Origin of the sequence: Tritonibacter scottomollicae (assembly GCF_003003215.1) — a bacterium.
GTDB classification, from domain to species: Bacteria; Pseudomonadota; Alphaproteobacteria; order Rhodobacterales; family Rhodobacteraceae; genus Epibacterium; species Epibacterium scottomollicae.
On the sequence record NZ_PVUF01000002.1, the window covers coordinates 316,728 to 336,241 of the forward strand.

The window sequence follows — 19,514 nt, forward strand, 5'->3', positions numbered from 1 at the left end:
ACCCTGTTTGAAAACAAGGAGGTGCAGGTCACATGCAATGGAACATCTGTGTCGTGGGCGCGGGCAAGATCGGTCAGGCGATCGCCACGTTCCTGAAGACATCCCCCAATTATCAGGTCACCCTCGCGGATCATGATCTGAACGCGCTGAGCGCGGTCGCGGATCTGGGCGTGCCGACCCGGCAGATCGATGCCAAGGATCCGGTGGATCTGGCTAAGGGGCTTCAGGGCTTTGACGCGGTGATCTCTGCCGCGCCGTTCTTTTTGACGCCAATGATTGCGGAGGCCGCCAAAACGGCTGGCGCGCACTACTTCGACCTTACCGAAGATGTGGCCGCCACCGATGCCGTGCGCAGACTGGCGCAGGACAGCAAGACGGTGTTCATGCCCCAAAGCGGCCTTGCGCCCGGTTTTGTGGGCATCGCGGGCGCATCATTGGCGGCGGAGTTTGACGAGCTGGACAGCCTGCACATGCGGGTGGGTGCGCTGCCGAAATTTCCGACCAACGCGTTGAAATATAACCTCACATGGTCCACCGACGGGCTGATCAACGAGTATTGCAACCCCTGCGATGCCATCGTGAATGGCGCGCGCACCAAGACCGCGCCGCTCGAAGATTACGAGCGTCTGAGCCTTGATGGGGTGGAGTACGAATGCTTCAACACCTCGGGCGGGCTTGGCACCTTGCCGGAGACGCTCGACGGGAAGGCGCGGGCGGTCTCTTATCGGTCGATCCGCTATCCCGGCCACTGCGACATCCTGAAAATGCTGCTGCATGATCTGGGGCTGGAACGCCGCCGCGACCTGATGAAAGAGATTTTCGAGAGCGCATTGCCGCGCACCGATCAGGACGTGGTGCTGGTCTATTGCACCGCGCGGGGCCGCATCAATGGCGAGCTGCGTGAAAAGAGCCTGATCAACAAGAGCTATTCCCGCCAGATCGGCGGCAAGACATGGAGCGCGATCCAAGTCACCACCACCGCTGGTGTTCTGGGTGTGGTGGATCTGGTGCGGCGCGGCGAACTGCCCTCCAGCGGCTTTGTGCGTCAGGAGCAGGTGAACCTTCAGGCGTTCCTTGAGACTGAATTTGGCCAGCTCTACCGGGCGGGCGACATTGACCACATGACAGACACAACAAAATTGGCAGCTGAGTGATGAAAGACATGGCACGAACAGCAGACGATATCCTGAAGAACCTTGACCTCACAGCAGCAGAGCTGAGCGGTGGCAATCGCGCGGTGCGCTCGCCCATTGATGGCAGCACGCTGGCCGAGGTCCACGACACCCCCGCAAGCGAGATGCCCGCGATTCTGGATCGCGCGCAGTCCGCGTTCAAGGCATGGCGCGTGGTGCCGGCCCCGCGGCGCGGTGAGCTGATCCGCCTGCTCGGCGAAGAGCTGCGCGCGGCCAAGGATGACCTTGGCGCGCTGGTCAGCTGGGAAGCGGGCAAGATCACCTCGGAGGGCCTTGGCGAAGTGCAGGAGATGATCGACATCTGTGACTTTGCAGTTGGTCTGTCGCGCCAGCTTTATGGTCTGACGATCGCCTCGGAACGTCCTGGCCACAGCATGCGCGAGACATGGCATCCCTCGGGGCCGGTGGGCGTGATCTCGGCGTTCAACTTCCCGGTTGCGGTCTGGTCGTGGAATGCGGCGCTGGCGATTGTCTGCGGCGATCCGGTGATCTGGAAACCGTCGGAGAAAACACCGCTGACGGCGCTGGCCTGCACCAAGATCTTTGAACGCGCGGTAAAACGCTTTGGCGACGACGCGCCCGAGGGCCTGCTGCAGACCCTGATTGGCGATGCGGAACTCGGCAAGGTGCTGGTCGCCAGCCCATCCGTGCCGGTGATTTCCGCCACGGGCTCGACCCGCATGGGCCGCGCGGTGGCGCCTGTGGTGGCAGAGCGGTTCGGCAAATGCATTCTGGAGCTGGGTGGCAACAACGCGATGATCGTGGCCCCCTCGGCGGATTTGGAAATGGCAGTGCGGGCGATTGTGTTCTCTGCCGTGGGCACCGCCGGTCAGCGCTGCACCTCGCTGCGCCGCCTGATCGTGCATAACTCCATCCGCGAGGATCTGGTGAAACGCCTGAAGGCCGCCTACGCTGGTCTGCCGATTGGCGACCCGCAGGCCGAGGGCACATTGGTTGGCCCGCTTGTGGACGAGGCCGCAGGGGATGCGATGACCTCGGCGCTGAAGGCGGCCGAGAGCGAGGGCGGCACCGTGCATGGTGGCGCGCGCGTCACCGAGGGCGTGCCCGCGGGCGGTGTCTATATGGCGCCAGCAATCGTCGAGATGCCCGGTCAGAGTGCGTCGGTCAAAGAGGAGACCTTTGCGCCGATCCTATACGTCATGGGCTATGACGATTTTGAGGACGCGGTGGAGATGCAAAACGACGTGCCACAGGGGCTGAGCTCCTGCGTGTTCACGCTCAATATGCGCGAGGCGGAGAGTTTCCTCACTGCGGCGGGCTCTGATTGTGGCATTGCCAACGTCAACATCGGGCCGTCGGGCGCGGAAATCGGCGGTGCCTTTGGCGGCGAGAAGGAAACCGGCGGCGGGCGTGAGAGCGGCTCTGACGCGTGGAAATCCTACATGCGCCGCCAGACCAACACCGTGAACTATTCCGCAGAGCTGCCGCTGGCGCAGGGTGTGAAGTTCGACATCTAAGGTCGGGGCATTCCGAGTTCGGCTGTCGCGCAAGCGGCAGCCACGCGCCCGCCGGAGTGAGGCGGGACAAGCTGTGTGATGGTAACGAGTGTCAGAGGGTCTCCCTCCCTACCGAATGCGGCGGGGAGGTTTCTGTTAGTCTGCCGCGATGGCAAAGCTCTCGACCGGCTGCGAGACATTGTGCAGTTTCACATGTCCCAGCGGTTTGGCCTCGGCGGTCTCAGTCAAGATGTCGCGTGACACCACGATGCGATGGCCAATGGTCTTGCCGTAATCGCCCAGACGTGCGGCGATATTGGCGGCCTGACCGATCACGGTGAAATCCAGCCGCTCCTGCGAGCCGATGTTGCCATAAAGCACCGACCCCGAGGCAATCCCGATGGCGCAGTCCAGATTGGGCAGCGACGGGCAGGGCTCGATCTCGGCCAGCGCGGCGACAATGCCCCGTGCGGCAGCGAGCGCCTGCGCGCGGGCTTCGGCCGGGTTCTGGCCGGCCGGGAACACCGCCAGCACCGCGTCCCCGATGAATTTTAGCACCTCGCCACCGTTTTCATGCACCACATCGGAGGTGGTCTCGAAGAACCTGTTCAGCAGGTTGATGTATTTGTCGCGCGGCAGGGTTTCTTCGAGCAGGGTGGAGCCGCGCAGATCGCAGAACATGATCGCGGCGTCGATCTCATCGCCGTCCCCTCGGCGGATGTTGCCCCCAAGCACCCGCGCACCGGAGCGTTTGCCCACGTAGGTTTCCAGCACGGCCTGCGCGTTTTCACGCTGCATGAAGACCTCGTAATAACGCGCAATCACCGCAGAGCATTCAAAGATCAAGCCCAGATCAGCAGTGCTGAAGCCATCAGGGGCGTCTGATGCGACGGTCAGCACATTAATCCGCCCGTCCGAGAATGGCAGCGGCATGGCGACATAGTCGGTCATGCCGCGGTCGCGCAGGTCGCGCAGGATCGGGAAGTCCTCGGGCGGAGTCGAGCCGGTCAATCGATAGCGCAGCCCCCCAAGCCCCTTGGAGACATGGCGCAGCGGAGAGTTCTTGAACTCCGGCTTTTCGTGGATCTCGTAAGAGGGCGAAAACGTCTCCACCCCCGGCACGCCTTTTTCCCACAGGTAATGGTGGCCCGCGATCCGGGGATGCAAGGCCCAGGCGAGGATGGTCAGGCGGCTGATGGGCAGACCCTGTTCGTGCAGTTTGGCGACGAAGGCCTGTGTGAAATCCACGGGCGAGGGCAGGAAGGCCGCCTCGCGCAGGAGCCAGTCCACCAATGGGCCGGAGATATTGCCGTCATCGGGCGCTTGCAGGCGGTTTGGACCCAGATCCAGCCGGTCGAGCGCCTCGGGTATGAAGCCGACATGGCCTGTGATCTGGCGCGCCTCGGGCAGGGTTTCGTCATAGCTCCAGACCGCGCTGCACAGCTCCTTCTTGCCGGGCAGGATCAGGTCGCGGTAATGGGCGGTGCCCTTAAAGGGGCAGAAGGTGGTCTTGCTGCAGGCCTTGTCCATATCCACCAGCAGGTCTTCCTTGGGGAAATAGACCACGGGGGAGAGGCGTGTTTCATACATCACCTTGGCACGACTGCTCTGCGCGAGGAGCGTGTCGCCGTGATAGGCAGCAACCGGGCCGTCCAGTTGCTCCACAAGGATACCGTAACCGCTGCGCGGCGAGACCTGAATGTTCATGGGGTGTATCTGTCCAAAACTAGCCTTCCTAATATGGGAAGGTTTGCGGCAGATTTCCAGCCCCTCGCCCGCTGCTGGGATCACATTTGAGGGATTGCGCCGTGCGATGCACGTCGCCGGGCGGCAGGCCGCGCCTTCGGCGCGGCCTGCCGGGCCCAACGGGAGGATGGGAATTTTCAATTCACAGACGACGGGCGGGAGCACCCCCGCCTTTTGCGTATCCGGGGTGACCCGGGTGGACCGGGGCGGGCGTCACACCATACGGATGACATCCTTGTTGATCGCCAGCACATAGCCGCGTTTGGCGATGTTCTTGACCAACAGCTCGCTGATCATCTGATTGCCAAGGGTGTCGCGCAGGCGTTTGATCCGCGTGGCCCCGGCGGCCTCTTCGCAGTCAGTGCTGGATTTGCCGGAAATCACCGCCTCGATTTCAGCGCCCGAAAGCACATCATCATCGAGCCGCGCCTCGGCCAGCACCGAAAGCGTTTCCATCGCGGCCTTGGTGAGCTTGAAGCCCATGTTGTTGAGGTAGACGGTGTGTTCCTCTCGGCTGATCAGCAGTTCGGTCACCTGGATACCGGCCCGCTCGATCTGCGCCATGCGGCGGTTGAGCATCACCAGCATCGCCAGCACCACCAGTGCCGCGATCATCATCGCCGTTGCAAACACCAGGAGGACGAAGATCACCATCCGGTAGCTGGCCAATGTGTCGGCAAAGGCGGTGCCGGATTGCGCAAGGATCTCCAAGAGCTTGACCTCGGCTTGGGTGGTTAGGTCGTTCTCGACGAATACCCGTTCCACGCGCGCGTTAAACGCATTGCCATCGGGCAAAGTGAGCAACAACACCGTGCCCGCGATCACCAACAGCGCAACGATGGCGCCAATACCCAACGCGATCACCCGTGATCCGGCGTTGCGAACCTCAGAAACGGAGAAAGTTGGATCCGGCATCCGCTTTCCTTTTGTCGAGCCCCTCGGGGCCAAAAACGGATAGGACGTTCAGAAGCGTCCAGCCTGCGCGTTGCAGACGGGCGGCCACCTCATCGCGGGCGGCGGATTTGGAGCAGGCCCCGGAGAGTTCCATCACACCGTAATGGAGCTTCAGCGGCTGGTCCTGCTTTGCCTTGTAATCGGCATAGCACCCGGCCGCATGCGCGGGCTGCGCGAGGGCTGCGAGGAGCAGCAGAAGGGCGGGGATTTTGCGAATGTGTGTCATGCGCCCATCATGCAGTCGGGGCCCCTGATATTCAATGACAACAGGGTGTTGGGGCGCTGATATTTGATAACAGGCGGGCGTTATTGCCTGTCTTTCAGCGTCGGGGCGAAGGTTGGGTCATCCGGTTGACGTCCAGCCGACCCACGCACCTGACACAGGATAGACTGTTATGACCCAAGTTCCTCAAAACTCTCGCAACGCTCATCGCAAGTTCATCGCTGTCATTTTGGCAGCTGCCGTCGCGATTACCGGATTTTCGACCGCTCCGGCACGTGCTGACAGCGACGACATCGCGAAATTCATCGCCGGTGCCGCGATCCTTGGGATCATCGGTGCTGCGATCAATGACAGGCGAGATGATCGCCGCGAGCGCCCGCATGTCGATCCCAAACCACACCCAAAGCCGCTACCACCGCGTGTTCGCCGCTACGATCTGCCAGCCAAGTGTCTGACCAATATCCGAGTGCGCGGCAAGGATCGTCGCCTCCTTGGGATGCGCTGTCTGAACCGCAATTATGACTTTGTGCGCAAGCTGCCCAATCGGTGCTATGCAGAGCTGGAGAACCGGCACAAGAGCCGTCGTGGGTATCGTCCGGGCTGCCTGCGCAAGCATGGGTATCGTTTAGTTCGCCGATAAGCTGATCGGAAACCAAGGTATCGAGCAAAAAACTGGGGCGCCCTGTGCGCCCTTTTTAGTGTTAATCTCCCTTGCACGGTCCTTCAAAACCGGGTCTGTGGGTCGCATGGATTACCCTGATTTCTCTTTGGAAGAGGCCGCGCTGAACCGTGGCTATCTGCGCATTGCCGGTGTTGATGAGGTCGGTCGCGGCCCGCTTGCCGGCCCCGTGACTGCAGCCGCGGTCGTTCTGAACCTTGCTGACATTCCTGCTGGGCTGAATGATTCCAAGAAGCTGAGTGCCAAGAAACGTGTCGCAGTTGAATCCGAAATACAGGCCCGCGCCGACTGGGCTGTTGCTCATGCGAGTGTCGAGGAGATCGACAACCACAACATCTTGCGTGCCTCGCATCTGGCAATGGAACGCGCCGTGGCGGCATTGGATCCGCTGCCGGACTATCTTCTGATTGATGGGAACCTGATTCCGCGCGGCCTGGCGATTTCTGCCGAAGCCGTGGTCAAGGGGGATGGTCGCTCCGTGTCGATTGCAGCGGCTTCGATCCTTGCAAAGGAAGCCCGAGATCGGGTCATGGTGGATTTAGCGCAACAGTTTCCCGGATATGGATGGGAGAAGAACGCCGGCTACCCATCCAAACAACATCGTGACGCTTTGGTGAAACTAGGGGTGACCCCTCATCATAGAAGATCCTTTAAGCCGGTACACAAGATATTGTATCAAGAGTGAACCGTAGTCAGCTGATTCAAAAAACAAATTGACCTCGAATCCGGGATGACTCATCCTGTGGACAACCAGAATGAGCGCATAAGCGCCGTGGTTATCGAGGCAGAGCAAATGAACAAAACCATCGCGAAGGGCGCCGCAACGGCGCTCCCTTTAAACACGATTCTAGATGGCGACTGTATCGAGAGGATGGCAAGCATGCCCTCCAACTCGATCGATATGATCTTCGCGGATCCGCCCTACAACCTTCAGCTCAAAGGGCAGTTGCACCGCCCTGACAACTCCATGGTGGATGCGGTCGACGACGAATGGGACCAGTTTTCCAGCTTCGGTGTCTATGACCACTTTACGCGCGCTTGGCTGAAAGAGGCCCGCCGCATTCTGAAGCCCAATGGCGCGCTTTGGGTCATCGGATCCTACCACAACATCTTCCGTGTCGGCTCCGCGCTGCAGGACGAGGGCTTCTGGATCCTCAACGATGTGGTCTGGCGCAAATCCAACCCGATGCCGAACTTCCGTGGCAAGCGCTACACCAACGCGCATGAGACGATGATCTGGGCGTCGAAGTCCGAAGGGGCGAAATACACCTTCAACTACGAGGCGCTGAAATCCCTGAACGAGGGTATCCAGATGCGCTCCGACTGGGTGATGCCGATCTGCACCGGGCACGAACGCCTGAAGGACGCCAATGGCGACAAGGCGCATCCGACGCAGAAACCCGAGGCATTGCTGCATCGTATCCTGGTGGGCTCGACCAATCCCGGCGATGTGGTGCTCGACCCGTTCTTCGGCACCGGCACCACCGGTGCGGTGGCGAAGATGCTGGGGCGTGAATACATCGGCATCGAGCGTGAAGAGAGCTATCGCAAGGTGGCCGAGGCCCGCATCAAGGGCGTGCGCAAATTCGACCGTGAGGCGCTGCAGGTGTCGGCCTCCAAACGGGCGGAGCCACGCGTACCTTTCGGTCAGCTGGTGGAGCGCGGTATGCTACGCCCGGGCGAGGAGCTCTATTCCATGAACCGCCGCCACAAGGCCAAGGTTCGGGCAGACGGCACCTTGATCGGGGACAACATCAAAGGCTCGATCCATCAGGTGGGCGCACATCTCGAAAACGCCCCCTCCTGCAACGGCTGGACTTACTGGTGCTTCAAGAAGGATGGCAAAACCGTCCCGATCGACGTCTTGCGCCAGCAGATCCGGGCGGAAATGCAAAACTGAGCCACGGTTCTACAGAACATTCGAACGCCGACGGTGTGCTACCCAATGAGCGCGGCACACTGCACCTTGCCCCGCCGTTCTGGCGGGGTTTTTTGCATTATCTTCTGGGAATAGGCGTGCAACTCAATTGCAGCCTGCCTATTTTGCAGCCAAGCAACCTATAAAAACCACGTTTCATAAGGGGAGGTCAGGATGGTCTCAGCCGCGACACCTGCATCCGCAGCGCCCGGGCGCGCACCATTGGATCCGATCCTGCAGGATGATGCGTTGAAGACGAGACACATCCGGGAGGCGCTGGAAGAGCATAAACGCCGCGGCGTGGAAATGGCGGTGCTGGCCCGCTGGATCATCATGCCGATCGTTGGCGTATTCCTTGCCCTGGTCTACCCGCACCCCTCGCAGCTCTACTACATCGCCCTTCTGGCGATCTTATGCGTCAACGGGTTCTTCATTCGACGATTTGCCCGCGTGGGGCGCTCGCATGCAGAAGTCGCACTGATCATGTTCGATCTTGTTCTGATGACCTTTGGCATGGTTTTCCCGAACCCGTTCGATCAGCAGGAAATGCCAATTCCTATGCTGTATCAGTACGATAACTTTATGTACTTCTTTATCATTCTCGCCTTTGGCACCCTCGCGTACAGTTGGCGCACGGTGATTGGAATTGGTGTTTGGGCGAGCGTGATCTGGCTCAGCGGGTCAGCGCTCATGTGGTACTTCATGACGCCAAGCAACGAGATCGCGCAACGCCTGACCGAGGCATTGGCGGAGTGGCCGCATGTCCTTGCGCTATATGATCCCAACGATGTCGGGTTTCGCTTTCGCATTCAGGAGGCAATGGTCTTTCTGATGGTGGCGGCGATCCTCGCGCAATCTACCCGCCGGTTCTATCTGATGCTGGATCGCAATGCAGACCTGGCTCGTGAACACGCGAATCTATCACGGTATTTTTCGCCCAACGTTGTGGAGCAATTGTCGCAGAATGATGATCCGCTAAACCAGGTTCGTATGTCCAATATCGCGGTACTATTCATCGACATTGTCGGATTTACCCGACTGGCGGCGGATAAGGATGCCGTTGAGGTGATTGAGCTGCTACGCGGGTTTCATGGGCGTATGGAGCAGGAAGTGTTTCGTTTCGGCGGGACGCTGGATAAGTACTTGGGGGATGGGTTGATGGCGACCTTCGGCACCCCCATGCCCGGCAAACATGACGCATCGCAAGCGCTGGCCTGTGCCCGCTCCATGTGTCGTGTGCTCGATCAGTGGAACCAAGAGCGCCGCAGTATCGGAGCCGCGGAAATCCACGCGGGCATCGGCATTCATTTCGGCGAGACAGTACAAGGCGACATCGGGGCCAACCGGCTGGAATACGCGGTTATCGGGACAGCGGTGAATGTCGCGTCGCGGCTGGAGGCGATGACGCGCGCGCTGTCAGCGCGGATTGCCATGAGTGACGCACTCTGCACGCAACTTCAGCAGGAAGGTGGGGCCGACGATCTGTTGGAGGGGTTCACCTTTCATCCAGATCAAACCATCCGAGGGCTGGACGGGCCGATGTCCGTCTGGGCGTTGCCGCGCGACAGATAGCAGCGTTGTCTATACGTCTATGCACAGGCTCGGTTTTCTGGGGCCATGCCGAAACGTAGTATCAGCGGGGCATTGGGTTGGTCACTCTGTTATAGGCGGTCCAGTCGGTGATCTCCGGGTAATACTGTTTGCGCCAGAGTCTCACTTTTGGGTTCATGACCCGGCGCCAGAGCGGGGGGATCATCGCGGCCACGGTCATCACCGGATATCCATAGGGCAACTGTGGGGCCTCGGATTTGGCATAGTTCTGCAACAGCGGAAAACGTCGGTCCGGTTTGTAGTGATGATCCGAATGGCGCTGCAAATTGATCAGCAGCCAGTTTGATGCCTTCTGCGCCGCGTTCCACGAATGATGGGGTTTGACATGCTCATACTTGCCATCGCCAAGGTGTTTGCGCGTCAGGCCGTAGTGTTCAATGTAGTTGACCAGCTCCAGCTGCCAGATCGCGACACCGGCCTGGACCAGAAAAAGAAGCCCTCCTGAGATGCCGCCAATCAACAGCGAAAGCAAGATCATGCCAGTCTGCAGCGCCCAGTAGCGTATGAAGGGGTTGCTGCGGTGCATCCAGGGCAACCCCTTCTGTGTAAGGCGCTGGCGTTCCGCATTGAATGCCGAATGCCAGCACTGCTTCAACACGCGGGGATAATACCTGTGGAAGCCTTCGTTATAGCGGGCCGTAACCGGATCACGCGGTGTGCCGACATAGCGGTGGTGAACAAGCAGATGTTCAGACCGGAAATGCGAATACAGGACCATCGCCAACAGGATGTCGGCCATCCAGCGCTCCCAGCGGTTGGTCTGATGCATCAGTTCGTGGCTGTAGTTGATCCCGATGGTACCTGCGACCACACCCATGCCAAAGAACGTGCCGAATTTCTCAAGGCTGCTGAGGTGGTCGGCGCCGGTGACATAGGCGATCAGGCCGAAGAGCGTGATGAATTGCAAAGGCACCCAGGCCGTGGTCAGGCGAATATACCAGGTCAGATCCGCGTCGGATGACTCCGGATCCGCGTTGTCCAGTTCGAGGCCGAGAAAGCCATCAAGAACAGCAAAAAGATACCAGGTTGCCAGCGGCGGCAGCAGGACCCACCAACTGCCAAGAACCGCACCCACCCAGACCAGTGGCAGCAATGTCAGCGACAGCCAGAAGGGCAGGGCACGCCGCCAATCGCGCAGCTGAGCGGCAGGAATGAACTGGGTCATCGAATGGCTCCGGGTCTGCGGGCAAGGGATGAGTCGAGCCTAATCCTGAAGTGCCGCCAACCCAATAGGGCGCATTAGCGCATTTCAGCCTGAACCAGATCAAATGCCTTTCGCATGACGGTTGGCAAGTCCGAGGGTCGGAAATCGTGACGTTTGACGATCTCTTGTCCGGCAGAGAGCTGAAAGTCGAGCGGTAATTCCGTGACGCGTACCTGCAGGATAAGATGAAAATGGGTGAAGGTATGGCGAACTTCGGCACCGAGATCTCGCCAATTGGCGGCAAAGGGGGGCGCCTCTTGAGGGCTCTCGTTCCAATCTGACCCGGGCCACCCGAGCATCCCTCCCAACAGCCCCTTGTCCGGGCGTCGTTCCAGCAACCAGTCACCCTCCGAGGATCGAGCGAGGTAGATGTATCCGAGCCTGGTTGGTTTGGGCTTCCTCGGTGTCTTCTTTGGCAGTTCAGCAGCGGTGCCTTCAACGCGGGCCTGACATGGGGCACGCCAGGGGCAGATGCCGCAGGCCGGTGATTTTGGGGTGCAGATCGTCGCGCCAAGGTCCATGACCGCCTGCGCATAGTCTCCGGGGCGGTTTTCGGGCGTCAGCTGTGCGGCGTGATCTTTCAGGACGGGTTTTATGCCGGGCAAGGGGGTGTGTTCGTCATGCAAACGGGCCATGACACGCTCGACGTTGCCATCCAGCACCGTTTCCTGCCGGTCAAAGGCGATCGCTGATATCGCCGCCGCCGTATAAGGTCCGATGCCCGGAAGTGCGATCAAACCATCGTAAGTGTCAGGAAAGACCCCCGCGTGATCGGCCGTTACCACACGGGCGCATTTCAGCAAATTTCGGGCACGGGCATAGTAGCCAAGTCCTGCCCACTCGCCCATGACGTCGGCATCCGCCGCTGCGGCCAGATCAGTGACACGCGGCCAGCGCCGCGTGAAGCGCTCAAAGTAGTCTTTTACGGCGGCCACGGTTGTTTGCTGCAGCATCACCTCGCTCAGCCAAATCCGATAGGGATCGGGGCGCACACCTGTCGCGCGATCACCCGGGCCAACCCGCCAGGGCATCTGACGGGCATGGACATCATACCAGGCCAACAGTTCCTGGCTGAGTGTCTCTGGATGCACGGAGAGGTCACGCATTCTTTATCCTTTGGCTTCTGGTTTGGCTGGTCTCTGACGTCCGGCCCTTTACAATAGGGCGAACACACACGCAAAACCACCGGCATGGCATACAGACGACCCACTACACGCGGCTTTAAACGAACAGGCTCCTTGCTGAATGACCAAATTCGCAAGGCGGGAGAGACCCGTGGTTTCGCGGTTTCGCGGCTGCTGACCCATTGGGAGGACATCGTCGGTCCGGATCTGGCGGCGATGGCGCGCCCGGTCAAGGTCGGCTACGGGCGTGGCGGTATCGGTGCAACGCTGACTGTGCTGACCACGGGCGCCATGGCCCCGATGTTGGAAATGCAAAAAGCGGCGCTGCGTGACAAGGTCAACGCGGTTTATGGCTACAACGCCATTTCCAAGCTTCACATCACGCAGACAGCCCCGATCGGCTTTGCGGATGGTCAGGTGGATTTTCGCTATGCGCCGAAAACCCGCAAACAGGCCGAACCCGCACCTGAGGATGTTGCGGCGGCCCGGGAGACGGCCACCGGTGTAGAGAACGACGAATTGCGCGCAGCACTCGAGCGGCTTGGGCGCAATGTGATGACACGACAAAAAACAAACCGAAAGGGGTAGAAATGACCCGTACGATGACAGGTATTTGCGCGGCCGTGGCCGTCGCCGCAGGTGTTTATGCCATGAACAGCTTCTCGACCCGTCAAGGCGAGACGAGCTTGCTGGACATCCAACTGATTGGCGCAGCCAACGCGCAGGAGAGTGCTGAGGCTGCCGAAGTCGATACCTCCACCATCGTCGAGATGGTTCAGGGCGCGGAAGATGCGCCTGTCACCATGATCGAGTATGCATCCTACACCTGCCCGCATTGCGCGAGTTTCCACGCGGACGCTTACAAGAAGCTGAAGGCGGACTACATCGACACTGGCAAAGTGAAGTTCATCTATCGCGAGGTCTACTTCGACCGCTTTGGCCTGTGGGCATCCATGGTTGCCCGGTGCGGTGGAGAGGAGAAGTTCTTCGGCATCACCGATCTGATCTTCCAACAGCAGTCCGAGTGGACTCGCGCCGGCAATCCGACCGAGATGGTCGAGGCGTTGAAAAAGATCGGTCGCCTGGCCGGCCTCGACAACGACAAGCTGGAGGCCTGCATGCAGGACGCTACCAAGGCTCAGACACTGGTGGCCTGGTATCAGGAAAACGCGACCAAAGACGAAGTGCAGTCCACTCCGTCCTTCGTCCTGAACGGAACCAAGGTGTCGAACCAGTCCTACGAAGACATGAAGGCACTGATCGACGCAGAGCTCGAAGGCTAACCTTCTATCGTTCTTATGATAATCCGCGCCGTTCTCTCATGCAGGGGGCGGCGCGATTTCCTTCAGGCGGGTGAGCAGCATGTCGGCCTCGGGTATCTGTAGGCGGACCGGCAGGGTGATCACCTTGCGTCGAAAGCTGTCAGGCAACCGCACGGCGTCTTTCTCCGTGGTAACGAGTTGCGCACCAAGCAGGCGCGCTTCCTGTTCCAGCCGGGTCAGCAGCGCCGGAGCCAGAGTTTGATGGTCATCCAATGCCTCCGCGCGGCGAAGGTCTGCGCCAAGGCCGCGCAGGGTGGCAAAGAACTTTTCCGGATGCCCGATGCCGGCAAAGGCGAGCACCTTGGTGCCTTGCCATGGCATTCCGGTTGGCAACGGGGCGACGCGCCCCTCGACATGAGGGACGGTGATCGCCGGTCCCCAAAGGGTGCGAAAGTCGTTCTGTGCAGCGGTGTTACCCAGTGACAGCACAACATCCGCCCGCTTCAACCCGACATCGACTGGTTCTCTCAATGGTCCTGCCGGCAGGCAGCGCCCGTTGCCGAATCCGCGTTGGGCATCGACCACGATGATCGAAAAATCCTTTGCGACGGATGGGTTTTGGAACCCATCGTCCATCAGGATCACGCTAGCGCCAGAGTTTGCCGCAGCTTCGACGCCTGCGCTCCGCTCCTTGGCCACCCAGACTTCGCCGAAGGCGGCCATCAGGAGTGGTTCATCGCCGACATCTGCTGCGGAATGGTGCCTCGGGTCCACTTGCACCGGCCCGTCGAGCCGCCCGCCATATCCGCGTGACACGACGTGAACGGAATGTCCGGCTGCGCCGAGCTGCTCCATCAACCAGATGACTGTCGGAGTCTTGCCCGTGCCGCCCGCGTTCAGGTTGCCGACGCAGATCACCGGAACCGCGCCTTGCAGCGCGGTGCCCTTGCGCAGACGTGCAGCAGTGGCGCGCGCATAGAGCGCACCCAACGGTGACAGAGCGCAGGCCCGCAGGTCAAAGACCCCCGGTGGCCTGTTCCAGAATTCAGGTGGCCGCATCGTTGATTTCACCTTGGTCCAGAAGATCCTGAATCTTGTCGAGGAGATTGTCTGTCATGACCGCACCTTCGGTCACGACCTGCCAACCTGCAAGCGCCATTTCTGCTGCCTTGTCAGGGGAGGAGAGCTGATAGACCGCTTCGGACAGTTCCTCTTCGCCATGGATGCGCTGGGCAGCTCCCAGTGCCGCCAGGCGATGGTAGGCCTGTGTATGCGTGACAACACCCGGACCATGTAGAATTGCAGATCCCAAGGCCGCTGCGTTCAATGGGTTGATGCCCTGCGCTCCCCTGATCAGGCTATTGCCGAGAAAACAGAGGGGGCACAGCCGGTACCAAAGGCCGAGGTCTTCGGTCAGCCCGATTATGACCTGGGTGTGATCCTCCGGCTCCTCGCCCATATCCCAGTCGGCAAAGACAAGCCCCTCTTTTTTCAAAGTATTACGCGCAGCGTCGAGATCCTCAAACGTGTCGACAGTGATGACCAGAAGCAAACGATGCAATAGCCGGAGCGTGGCGCGATGCGCCTTTGCCACCGGTTGCAACTCGGTCAGCGACAGCCGCGCGCCGAGCCAAACGGGGCGGCTATGGAGTTGAGATTGCAGCCGTGCCAGCTCCTCGTCGTTGCAGCCAGGCGGGCTGGTCGACTCGAATAGGCGGCCGGACGAGCGGATGCGTTCAGCCGGAACACCCGCGCGCTTCAACCGCTCCGTGACTTCGGTGCCAGGTACGAGGATTTCGGAAAACCCATTCAATAGCCGGTGCCGTTGATCGGGCAACCAACGCGATGTACGTCCTGGCAATTCATCGGCATCGATGTCGACCAAAACGGAGGGGAGTTTGCGTTCGCGTATCTGGCGCATCAACACCCGGCGCAGATGACCGCCCGCCCAGATGCAGACATCCGGGTCCCAGTGATCAAGAAAGCTGCGGATATCAGTTGGCTGCTCGACAGTCAGCGGCCCCAAGGCGATATCGCAACCTTCCGGAATGTGAGAGGGGCGCGCATCCTCCTCCCAGGTGAACATCATCGAGAGGTCAGGGCGCATGGTCTTCAGACGATGCCCCACATCGCACAGGCCCAGAAACCGTTCCTGTGTTGTCGCATGCGCCCAGACCAGCTCGCCGTCAGGGCGGCTCAGTGGGGCTGTACCAAATCTATATTCGTCTTCGCGCCAGGGCATCAGCTCCGGTTCTCATCCGAACTGTAGACCAGACGGGAGAGCAATTGGCGATGCACCTCCGGTCCGCCCGCCACGACGCCGTCCTGAAGCGCGTCGGGGCGGTTGAAAACCATGCGCCCACCACAGCGATTGGTTGCCACACCTCCAGCTTCCTCCAGGAGCAAGACACCTGCGGCGATGTCCCACTCCCAGGTGGGGCGCAGGGTCAGCATCGCATCATAAGTGCCATCGGCCACACGTGCCATTCGATAGGCCAGCGATGGGCGATGGCTGCGTTCAAATGCAGGCGGTCCGGCATCGGTCCAATGGTGGGCATCCAGCGCGGATTTGGCGCTCAGCACATGAGCAGCTTCGACATCTTGAGCAGGACTGGCGTGAATTGGCGTGCCATTGCAGCGTGCGCCCTGACCGGCGGCCGCGGCAAACAGCAGGTCGCGCTGCGGTAGCATGACGACGGCGGCAACGGGCGCGCCATCCTTCACGATCGCGAGCGAATGCGCCCAGGTTCGAGAGCCATCGGCAAAACTGCGGGTGCCATCGATCGGATCAATGACAAAGACATGTGACCGCGACAGGCGCAGATCATTGTCTTCACTCTCCTCCGATAGCCAACCGTAATCGGGGCGTGCGGCCTGCAGCCGATCCTCGAGATAGCGGTTCACGGCGAGGTCGGCTTCGGTTACCGGCCCTGCACCATCGGGCTTGTCCCATTTCTGCGCTTCGGTGCCAACAAATTGCCCCGCGATCTCACCTGCCCGCTGCGCCGCCGAAATGAGAAGGGACAGATCACTCTCCGGCAAGTGTCATTCCTTCGAGCAGCAGCGAGGGGACAACACGGGACAGGTAGGTCCGGGCGTCATTGGCTGGCACCAGCGTCTTGAGCATGTCGAGCAAGTTGCCCGCGATGGTGACTTCGTTGACCGGATAGGCGATCTCGCCGTTCTCGACCCAGAAGCCCGAAGCACCGCGCGAATAATCCCCGGTATTGGGATTGATCGTAGAGCCGATCATCGAGGTGACCAACAGGCCGGTGCCCATGTCCCGGATCAACTCGGCGCGCGTCCGTGTGCCCTGGGTCAGTGCGATATTCCAGTTGGACGGCGAAGGGACGGAACCAATACCACGGGCGGCGTTGCCGGTACTTTCCACCCCCAGCTTGCGAGCGGACGCCAGATCCATAGTCCAGCCGGTCAAGACCCCGTCCTCAACAATGGCACGTTTTTGGGTCGGAAGCCCTTCGCCGTCAAAGGGACGAGAGCCGGACATACGTGCACGGTGCGGATCTTCGATCACTGACAGGCTGTCTGGCAGGATCTGCGTACCAAGACCATCCTTCAACCACGATGAGCCCCGCGCGATGGCCGCGCCATTGGCGGCACTCAGCAAATGGCCGATCAGCGAGGACGAGATGCGTTCGTCGAACAGGACCGGATAGGCCCCGGTCTTGGGGCGGCGGGAATTGATACGTTCGATTGCACGGGTGCCTGCGGTATGCCCGACGTCTCCGGCTGCGCGCAGATCGCTCTGAAACGTGCGGGAATCGCCATCATAGTCGCGTTCCATGCCGCTGCCGGTCCCCGCGATGCCAACGCAGGAGACCGATCGGCTGGTGCGCGCGTAGCCTCCGGAGAACCCATTGCTCGCGGCGAGATGGATGTCATGCCGACCGTAGCCCGCAGCGGCGGATTGGACCTGCGTGATCCCCTCGATGGCCGCGCAGGCCGCCTCGGCGGTCAAGGCGTCTTGCTGCAACTGGTCCGGTGCTGGTTCCGCGCTGGGGTCTGCCATCTCAAGTGCGGCCAGATCCCAGGACTGGGCCAACTGTTCGGCATCCGCCAATCCCGCATAGGGATCTTCCGGTGCCTCGCGCGCCATCGCCACAGCGCGCTCCGCCATGGCGGTCAGTGTTTCGGTGCGTGTGTCGGACGAGGACACTTGCGCCTGTCGTTGTCCGACAAATACGCGCAGCCCGATATCCACCCCTTCGGAGCGTTCCGCGTGTTCCAGGGTGCCGTCGCGGACTTCGATGGAGAGGGAGCTGCCCTCGGCGGCCATTGCATCGGCGGAATCAGCGCCCGCCTTGCGCGCTGCGTCGAGCAGGGCGTGGCAGAGGGTTTGCGGAGTTTGGGTCATGTGCACCTTCACGTATGAGCGGCAATGCTCCAGAGCTAGCCAGACCGCCGGGCTATCGCAAGGGCTGAGCACCATAAAAAGAGGCCGCCCCGGCAGGAGCGGCCCCATCACATGTAGGCAAAGGCCCGATGCGATTACTTCAGGCGCTGACCATTGGCGAGCAAGTGACCTTCGTCGTTGACTTCGATTTTCGAGGTCAGCGTGTCATCACCGGCCGGGACAGCAAACATGCCCATCATCATGCGTGCACCCATGGCGTCATCCTCGGACAGGAGACCCATTCCGATCAGCTTTTCGATCAGCGCGTTTGCACCCACCAACTGCAGGTTGGCCTCACCGGAAGGTGCCGGCATCCCGTCAAAGCTCTCCAGATCGCTGTTGTCGAAGGTGAAGTCACCGGTGCCGGTCAGTTCTGCACCCGCGGCGGACAGCAGCACTTCGTTGATTTTCAGCGAGTTCACTTCCCCCGGAACCTCTTCGCCGTCCTCGACTGCGGCCATTTGTTCTTCATCGGTCAGGTCAAAGAACAGTTTGCCGGTACCGGTCAGGTCAACAACCAGGTTGGCCGGATCATGCGGCAGCTCGCCAGTCGGATCGATCAGACCCCAGAGCATTTCCGGAACCGCAAATTCGCGCAGCGCGAGACCGAGAGCAAAATCCTGCTCTTCTTCGGATTTTGTCAGCGGCATCGCAAAGTTCACGCCCATCTCGGCCATGCTCAGCGAGATCGGGAACGGGAAGTCGGAGCCGGTCATGTTCAACGTCGTGTCGGATTGGATGACGTCGTAGGTCAGGCCTTCGGGGCTGAGGCCGATGTTGAACTCGCCGCCGTTCGAGGTGGTCTGTATCTCGAAGTTGTCAGAGCCGTCGGAGCCTTTCGCGTTGCTGCTGCCGGACTCGAAGGTGAATTTGCCATCGTAGGCCATGCCTGCGTTCAGCATCGCCGAGACATCAGAGGGATCTTCAAGCTCGGGCACGATGGCGTCGCCGTCGAAGTTCACACCCTCGATCACGCCGTTGAAGGCCGCCCCGTCGTCACCTTCAGGGTCCTGGAACATGAAATCATAGGCCAGGGACGCGACGGTCATGGATTGGGTGTAGGATCGCAAGTCACCAATTTTCATCACCGTGTTGCTGGCAATGTCATTCATGGTGAGGGTCAGGGCCGCGACGTCAGTGGGGACGGCTTCGCCTTCGATCACGAGGTCGTTGAGCGTGATGGTGCCTTTATCGACAGCGTAGCTATACTCCATTTCGGAAGTGTCGCCGCTGACGACCATCGGGCTGCCGTCATGGGTGTAGAGCAAGCTGCCGGTGACGGCTTCGCCATCGGAATTGACATCAAATGCCATCGGGAATTCGGCTGGCATCACGACATTCACGCTGCCATCGCCATTTTCAACGAAATCCAGCGCGCCCATGGTCACGGAGACGGTATCACCGTCGATGTCCATCGACATTGCGATGTCGGTGACTTTGAGTGTACCGTTTTCGAACGCCTCTGATGCGGTCACGTCATATCCGGTGTCGGACATGTAGGATTTCCAGTCAGACCAGACATCCTGAGCGCTCAGATCGGCGTGCGCCGCCTGGGCGATAAGCAGTATTGGGGCAACGGCGCCCAGGCCACGAAAAAGAGAAACAGACATAAGAAGAACCTTTCCTAGCGAAGAGTTGGGGCGAACCTCTCCGCTCGCGCGGGTGTGGTCAAGGGAGCCAATGACTGGACCGTTCCCCCCAAAGCAGATTAACACATAAGCAAACGAAG

General features: G+C 60.4%; 18 protein-coding genes. 8 read left to right on the forward strand and 10 right to left on the reverse strand.

The genetic code is table 11. The features are described from left to right. The first annotated feature begins 32 nt into the window (after positions 1–32). Both CLV89_RS05345 and amaB read left to right on the forward strand, forming a co-directional pair. Positions 33–1,154, forward strand: a complete 1,122-nt coding sequence (locus CLV89_RS05345) for a saccharopine dehydrogenase family protein (RefSeq protein ID WP_106162598.1) — start codon at positions 33–35, stop codon at positions 1,152–1,154. A gap of 8 nt (positions 1,155–1,162) precedes the next feature. Next, complete coding sequence (gene amaB, locus CLV89_RS05350; RefSeq protein WP_106162728.1) at positions 1,163–2,671, forward strand: L-piperidine-6-carboxylate dehydrogenase; 1,509 nt, start codon at positions 1,163–1,165, stop codon at positions 2,669–2,671. 135 nt (positions 2,672–2,806) lie between these two features. Here amaB and CLV89_RS05355 read toward each other — a convergent pair whose 3' ends face one another. The 3 genes from CLV89_RS05355 to CLV89_RS05365 all read right to left on the reverse strand — a co-directional run bounded on the left by CLV89_RS05355 (position 2,807) and on the right by CLV89_RS05365 (position 5,576). Then, the gene (locus CLV89_RS05355) at positions 2,807–4,357 is read right to left on the reverse strand and encodes a DUF427 domain-containing protein (protein ID WP_106162599.1); all 1,551 of its coding nucleotides are present in this window, start codon (positions 4,355–4,357) and stop codon (positions 2,807–2,809) included. A gap of 252 nt (positions 4,358–4,609) precedes the next feature. Further along, complete coding sequence (locus CLV89_RS05360; RefSeq protein ID WP_106162600.1) at positions 4,610–5,311, reverse strand: winged helix-turn-helix domain-containing protein; 702 nt, start codon at positions 5,309–5,311, stop codon at positions 4,610–4,612. Then, positions 5,283–5,576 (reverse strand): hypothetical protein, encoded by a 294-nt coding sequence (locus tag CLV89_RS05365; protein WP_005624313.1) that lies wholly within the window; start codon positions 5,574–5,576, stop codon positions 5,283–5,285. The genes CLV89_RS05360 and CLV89_RS05365 overlap by 29 nt, the downstream gene beginning before the upstream one ends. 169 nt (positions 5,577–5,745) lie before the next feature. Between CLV89_RS05365 and CLV89_RS05370 the strand changes: the two genes are divergently transcribed. From CLV89_RS05370 to CLV89_RS05385, 4 genes are all read left to right on the forward strand, one after another. Further along, complete coding sequence (locus tag CLV89_RS05370; protein WP_106162601.1) at positions 5,746–6,213, forward strand: hypothetical protein; 468 nt, start codon at positions 5,746–5,748, stop codon at positions 6,211–6,213. 106 nt (positions 6,214–6,319) lie between these two features. Beyond that, a complete protein-coding gene (locus CLV89_RS05375; protein WP_106162602.1) occupies positions 6,320–6,937 on the forward strand; it encodes a ribonuclease HII in 618 nt (205 codons plus the stop codon). Between the two features lie 108 nt (positions 6,938–7,045). Further along, the gene (locus CLV89_RS05380; protein WP_106162729.1) at positions 7,046–8,152 is read left to right on the forward strand and encodes a site-specific DNA-methyltransferase; all 1,107 of its coding nucleotides are present in this window, start codon (positions 7,046–7,048) and stop codon (positions 8,150–8,152) included. 192 nt (positions 8,153–8,344) lie between these two features. Further along, positions 8,345–9,742, forward strand: coding sequence for an adenylate/guanylate cyclase domain-containing protein (locus CLV89_RS05385; RefSeq protein ID WP_106162603.1), 1,398 nt, complete (start codon positions 8,345–8,347; stop codon positions 9,740–9,742). A 61-nt stretch (positions 9,743–9,803) separates the two neighbouring features. Here CLV89_RS05385 and CLV89_RS05390 read toward each other — a convergent pair whose 3' ends face one another. Together CLV89_RS05390 and CLV89_RS05395 are read right to left on the reverse strand one after the other, a co-directional pair. After that, positions 9,804–10,946 (reverse strand): alkane 1-monooxygenase, encoded by a 1,143-nt coding sequence (locus CLV89_RS05390; RefSeq protein WP_106162604.1) that lies wholly within the window; start codon positions 10,944–10,946, stop codon positions 9,804–9,806. Positions 10,947–11,020: 74 nt separating this feature from the next. Next, complete coding sequence (locus tag CLV89_RS05395) at positions 11,021–12,091, reverse strand: A/G-specific adenine glycosylase (protein WP_106162605.1); 1,071 nt, start codon at positions 12,089–12,091, stop codon at positions 11,021–11,023. A gap of 84 nt (positions 12,092–12,175) precedes the next feature. On the opposite strand from CLV89_RS05395, the gene CLV89_RS05400 reads away from it, so the two are divergent. Together CLV89_RS05400 and CLV89_RS05405 are read left to right on the forward strand one after the other, a co-directional pair. Further along, positions 12,176–12,697 carry a DUF721 domain-containing protein gene (locus CLV89_RS05400; RefSeq protein WP_106162606.1) on the forward strand — a complete coding sequence of 174 codons (522 nt, stop codon included), beginning with the start codon at positions 12,176–12,178 and terminating at the stop codon, positions 12,695–12,697. A 2-nt stretch (positions 12,698–12,699) separates the two neighbouring features. Continuing rightward, on the forward strand, positions 12,700–13,392 hold the full coding sequence (locus CLV89_RS05405) for a DsbA family protein (protein ID WP_106162607.1): 693 nt from the start codon (positions 12,700–12,702) through the stop codon (positions 13,390–13,392). Positions 13,393–13,428: 36 nt separating this feature from the next. Here the strand turns inward: CLV89_RS05405 and lpxK are convergent, their stop codons facing one another. The 5 genes from lpxK to CLV89_RS05430 form a co-directional block, all read right to left on the reverse strand. Next, complete coding sequence (gene lpxK, locus CLV89_RS05410) at positions 13,429–14,430, reverse strand: tetraacyldisaccharide 4'-kinase (RefSeq protein ID WP_106162608.1); 1,002 nt, start codon at positions 14,428–14,430, stop codon at positions 13,429–13,431. Then, positions 14,417–15,613 (reverse strand): 3-deoxy-D-manno-octulosonic acid transferase, encoded by a 1,197-nt coding sequence (locus CLV89_RS05415; protein WP_106162609.1) that lies wholly within the window; start codon positions 15,611–15,613, stop codon positions 14,417–14,419. The genes lpxK and CLV89_RS05415 overlap by 14 nt, the downstream gene beginning before the upstream one ends. After that, positions 15,613–16,413, reverse strand: coding sequence for a 3'(2'),5'-bisphosphate nucleotidase CysQ (locus tag CLV89_RS05420; RefSeq protein WP_106162610.1), 801 nt, complete (start codon positions 16,411–16,413; stop codon positions 15,613–15,615). The genes CLV89_RS05415 and CLV89_RS05420 overlap by 1 nt, the downstream gene beginning before the upstream one ends. Then, positions 16,400–17,746: a TldD/PmbA family protein gene (locus tag CLV89_RS05425; protein ID WP_106162611.1), complete on the reverse strand. Its 1,347-nt coding sequence runs from the start codon at positions 17,744–17,746 to the stop codon at positions 16,400–16,402. Before CLV89_RS05425 ends, CLV89_RS05420 begins: the two co-directional genes overlap by 14 nt. 134 nt (positions 17,747–17,880) lie before the next feature. Continuing rightward, positions 17,881–19,395, reverse strand: a complete 1,515-nt coding sequence (locus CLV89_RS05430) for a DUF2125 domain-containing protein (protein ID WP_106162612.1) — start codon at positions 19,393–19,395, stop codon at positions 17,881–17,883. Positions 19,396–19,514 lie beyond the last annotated feature (119 nt).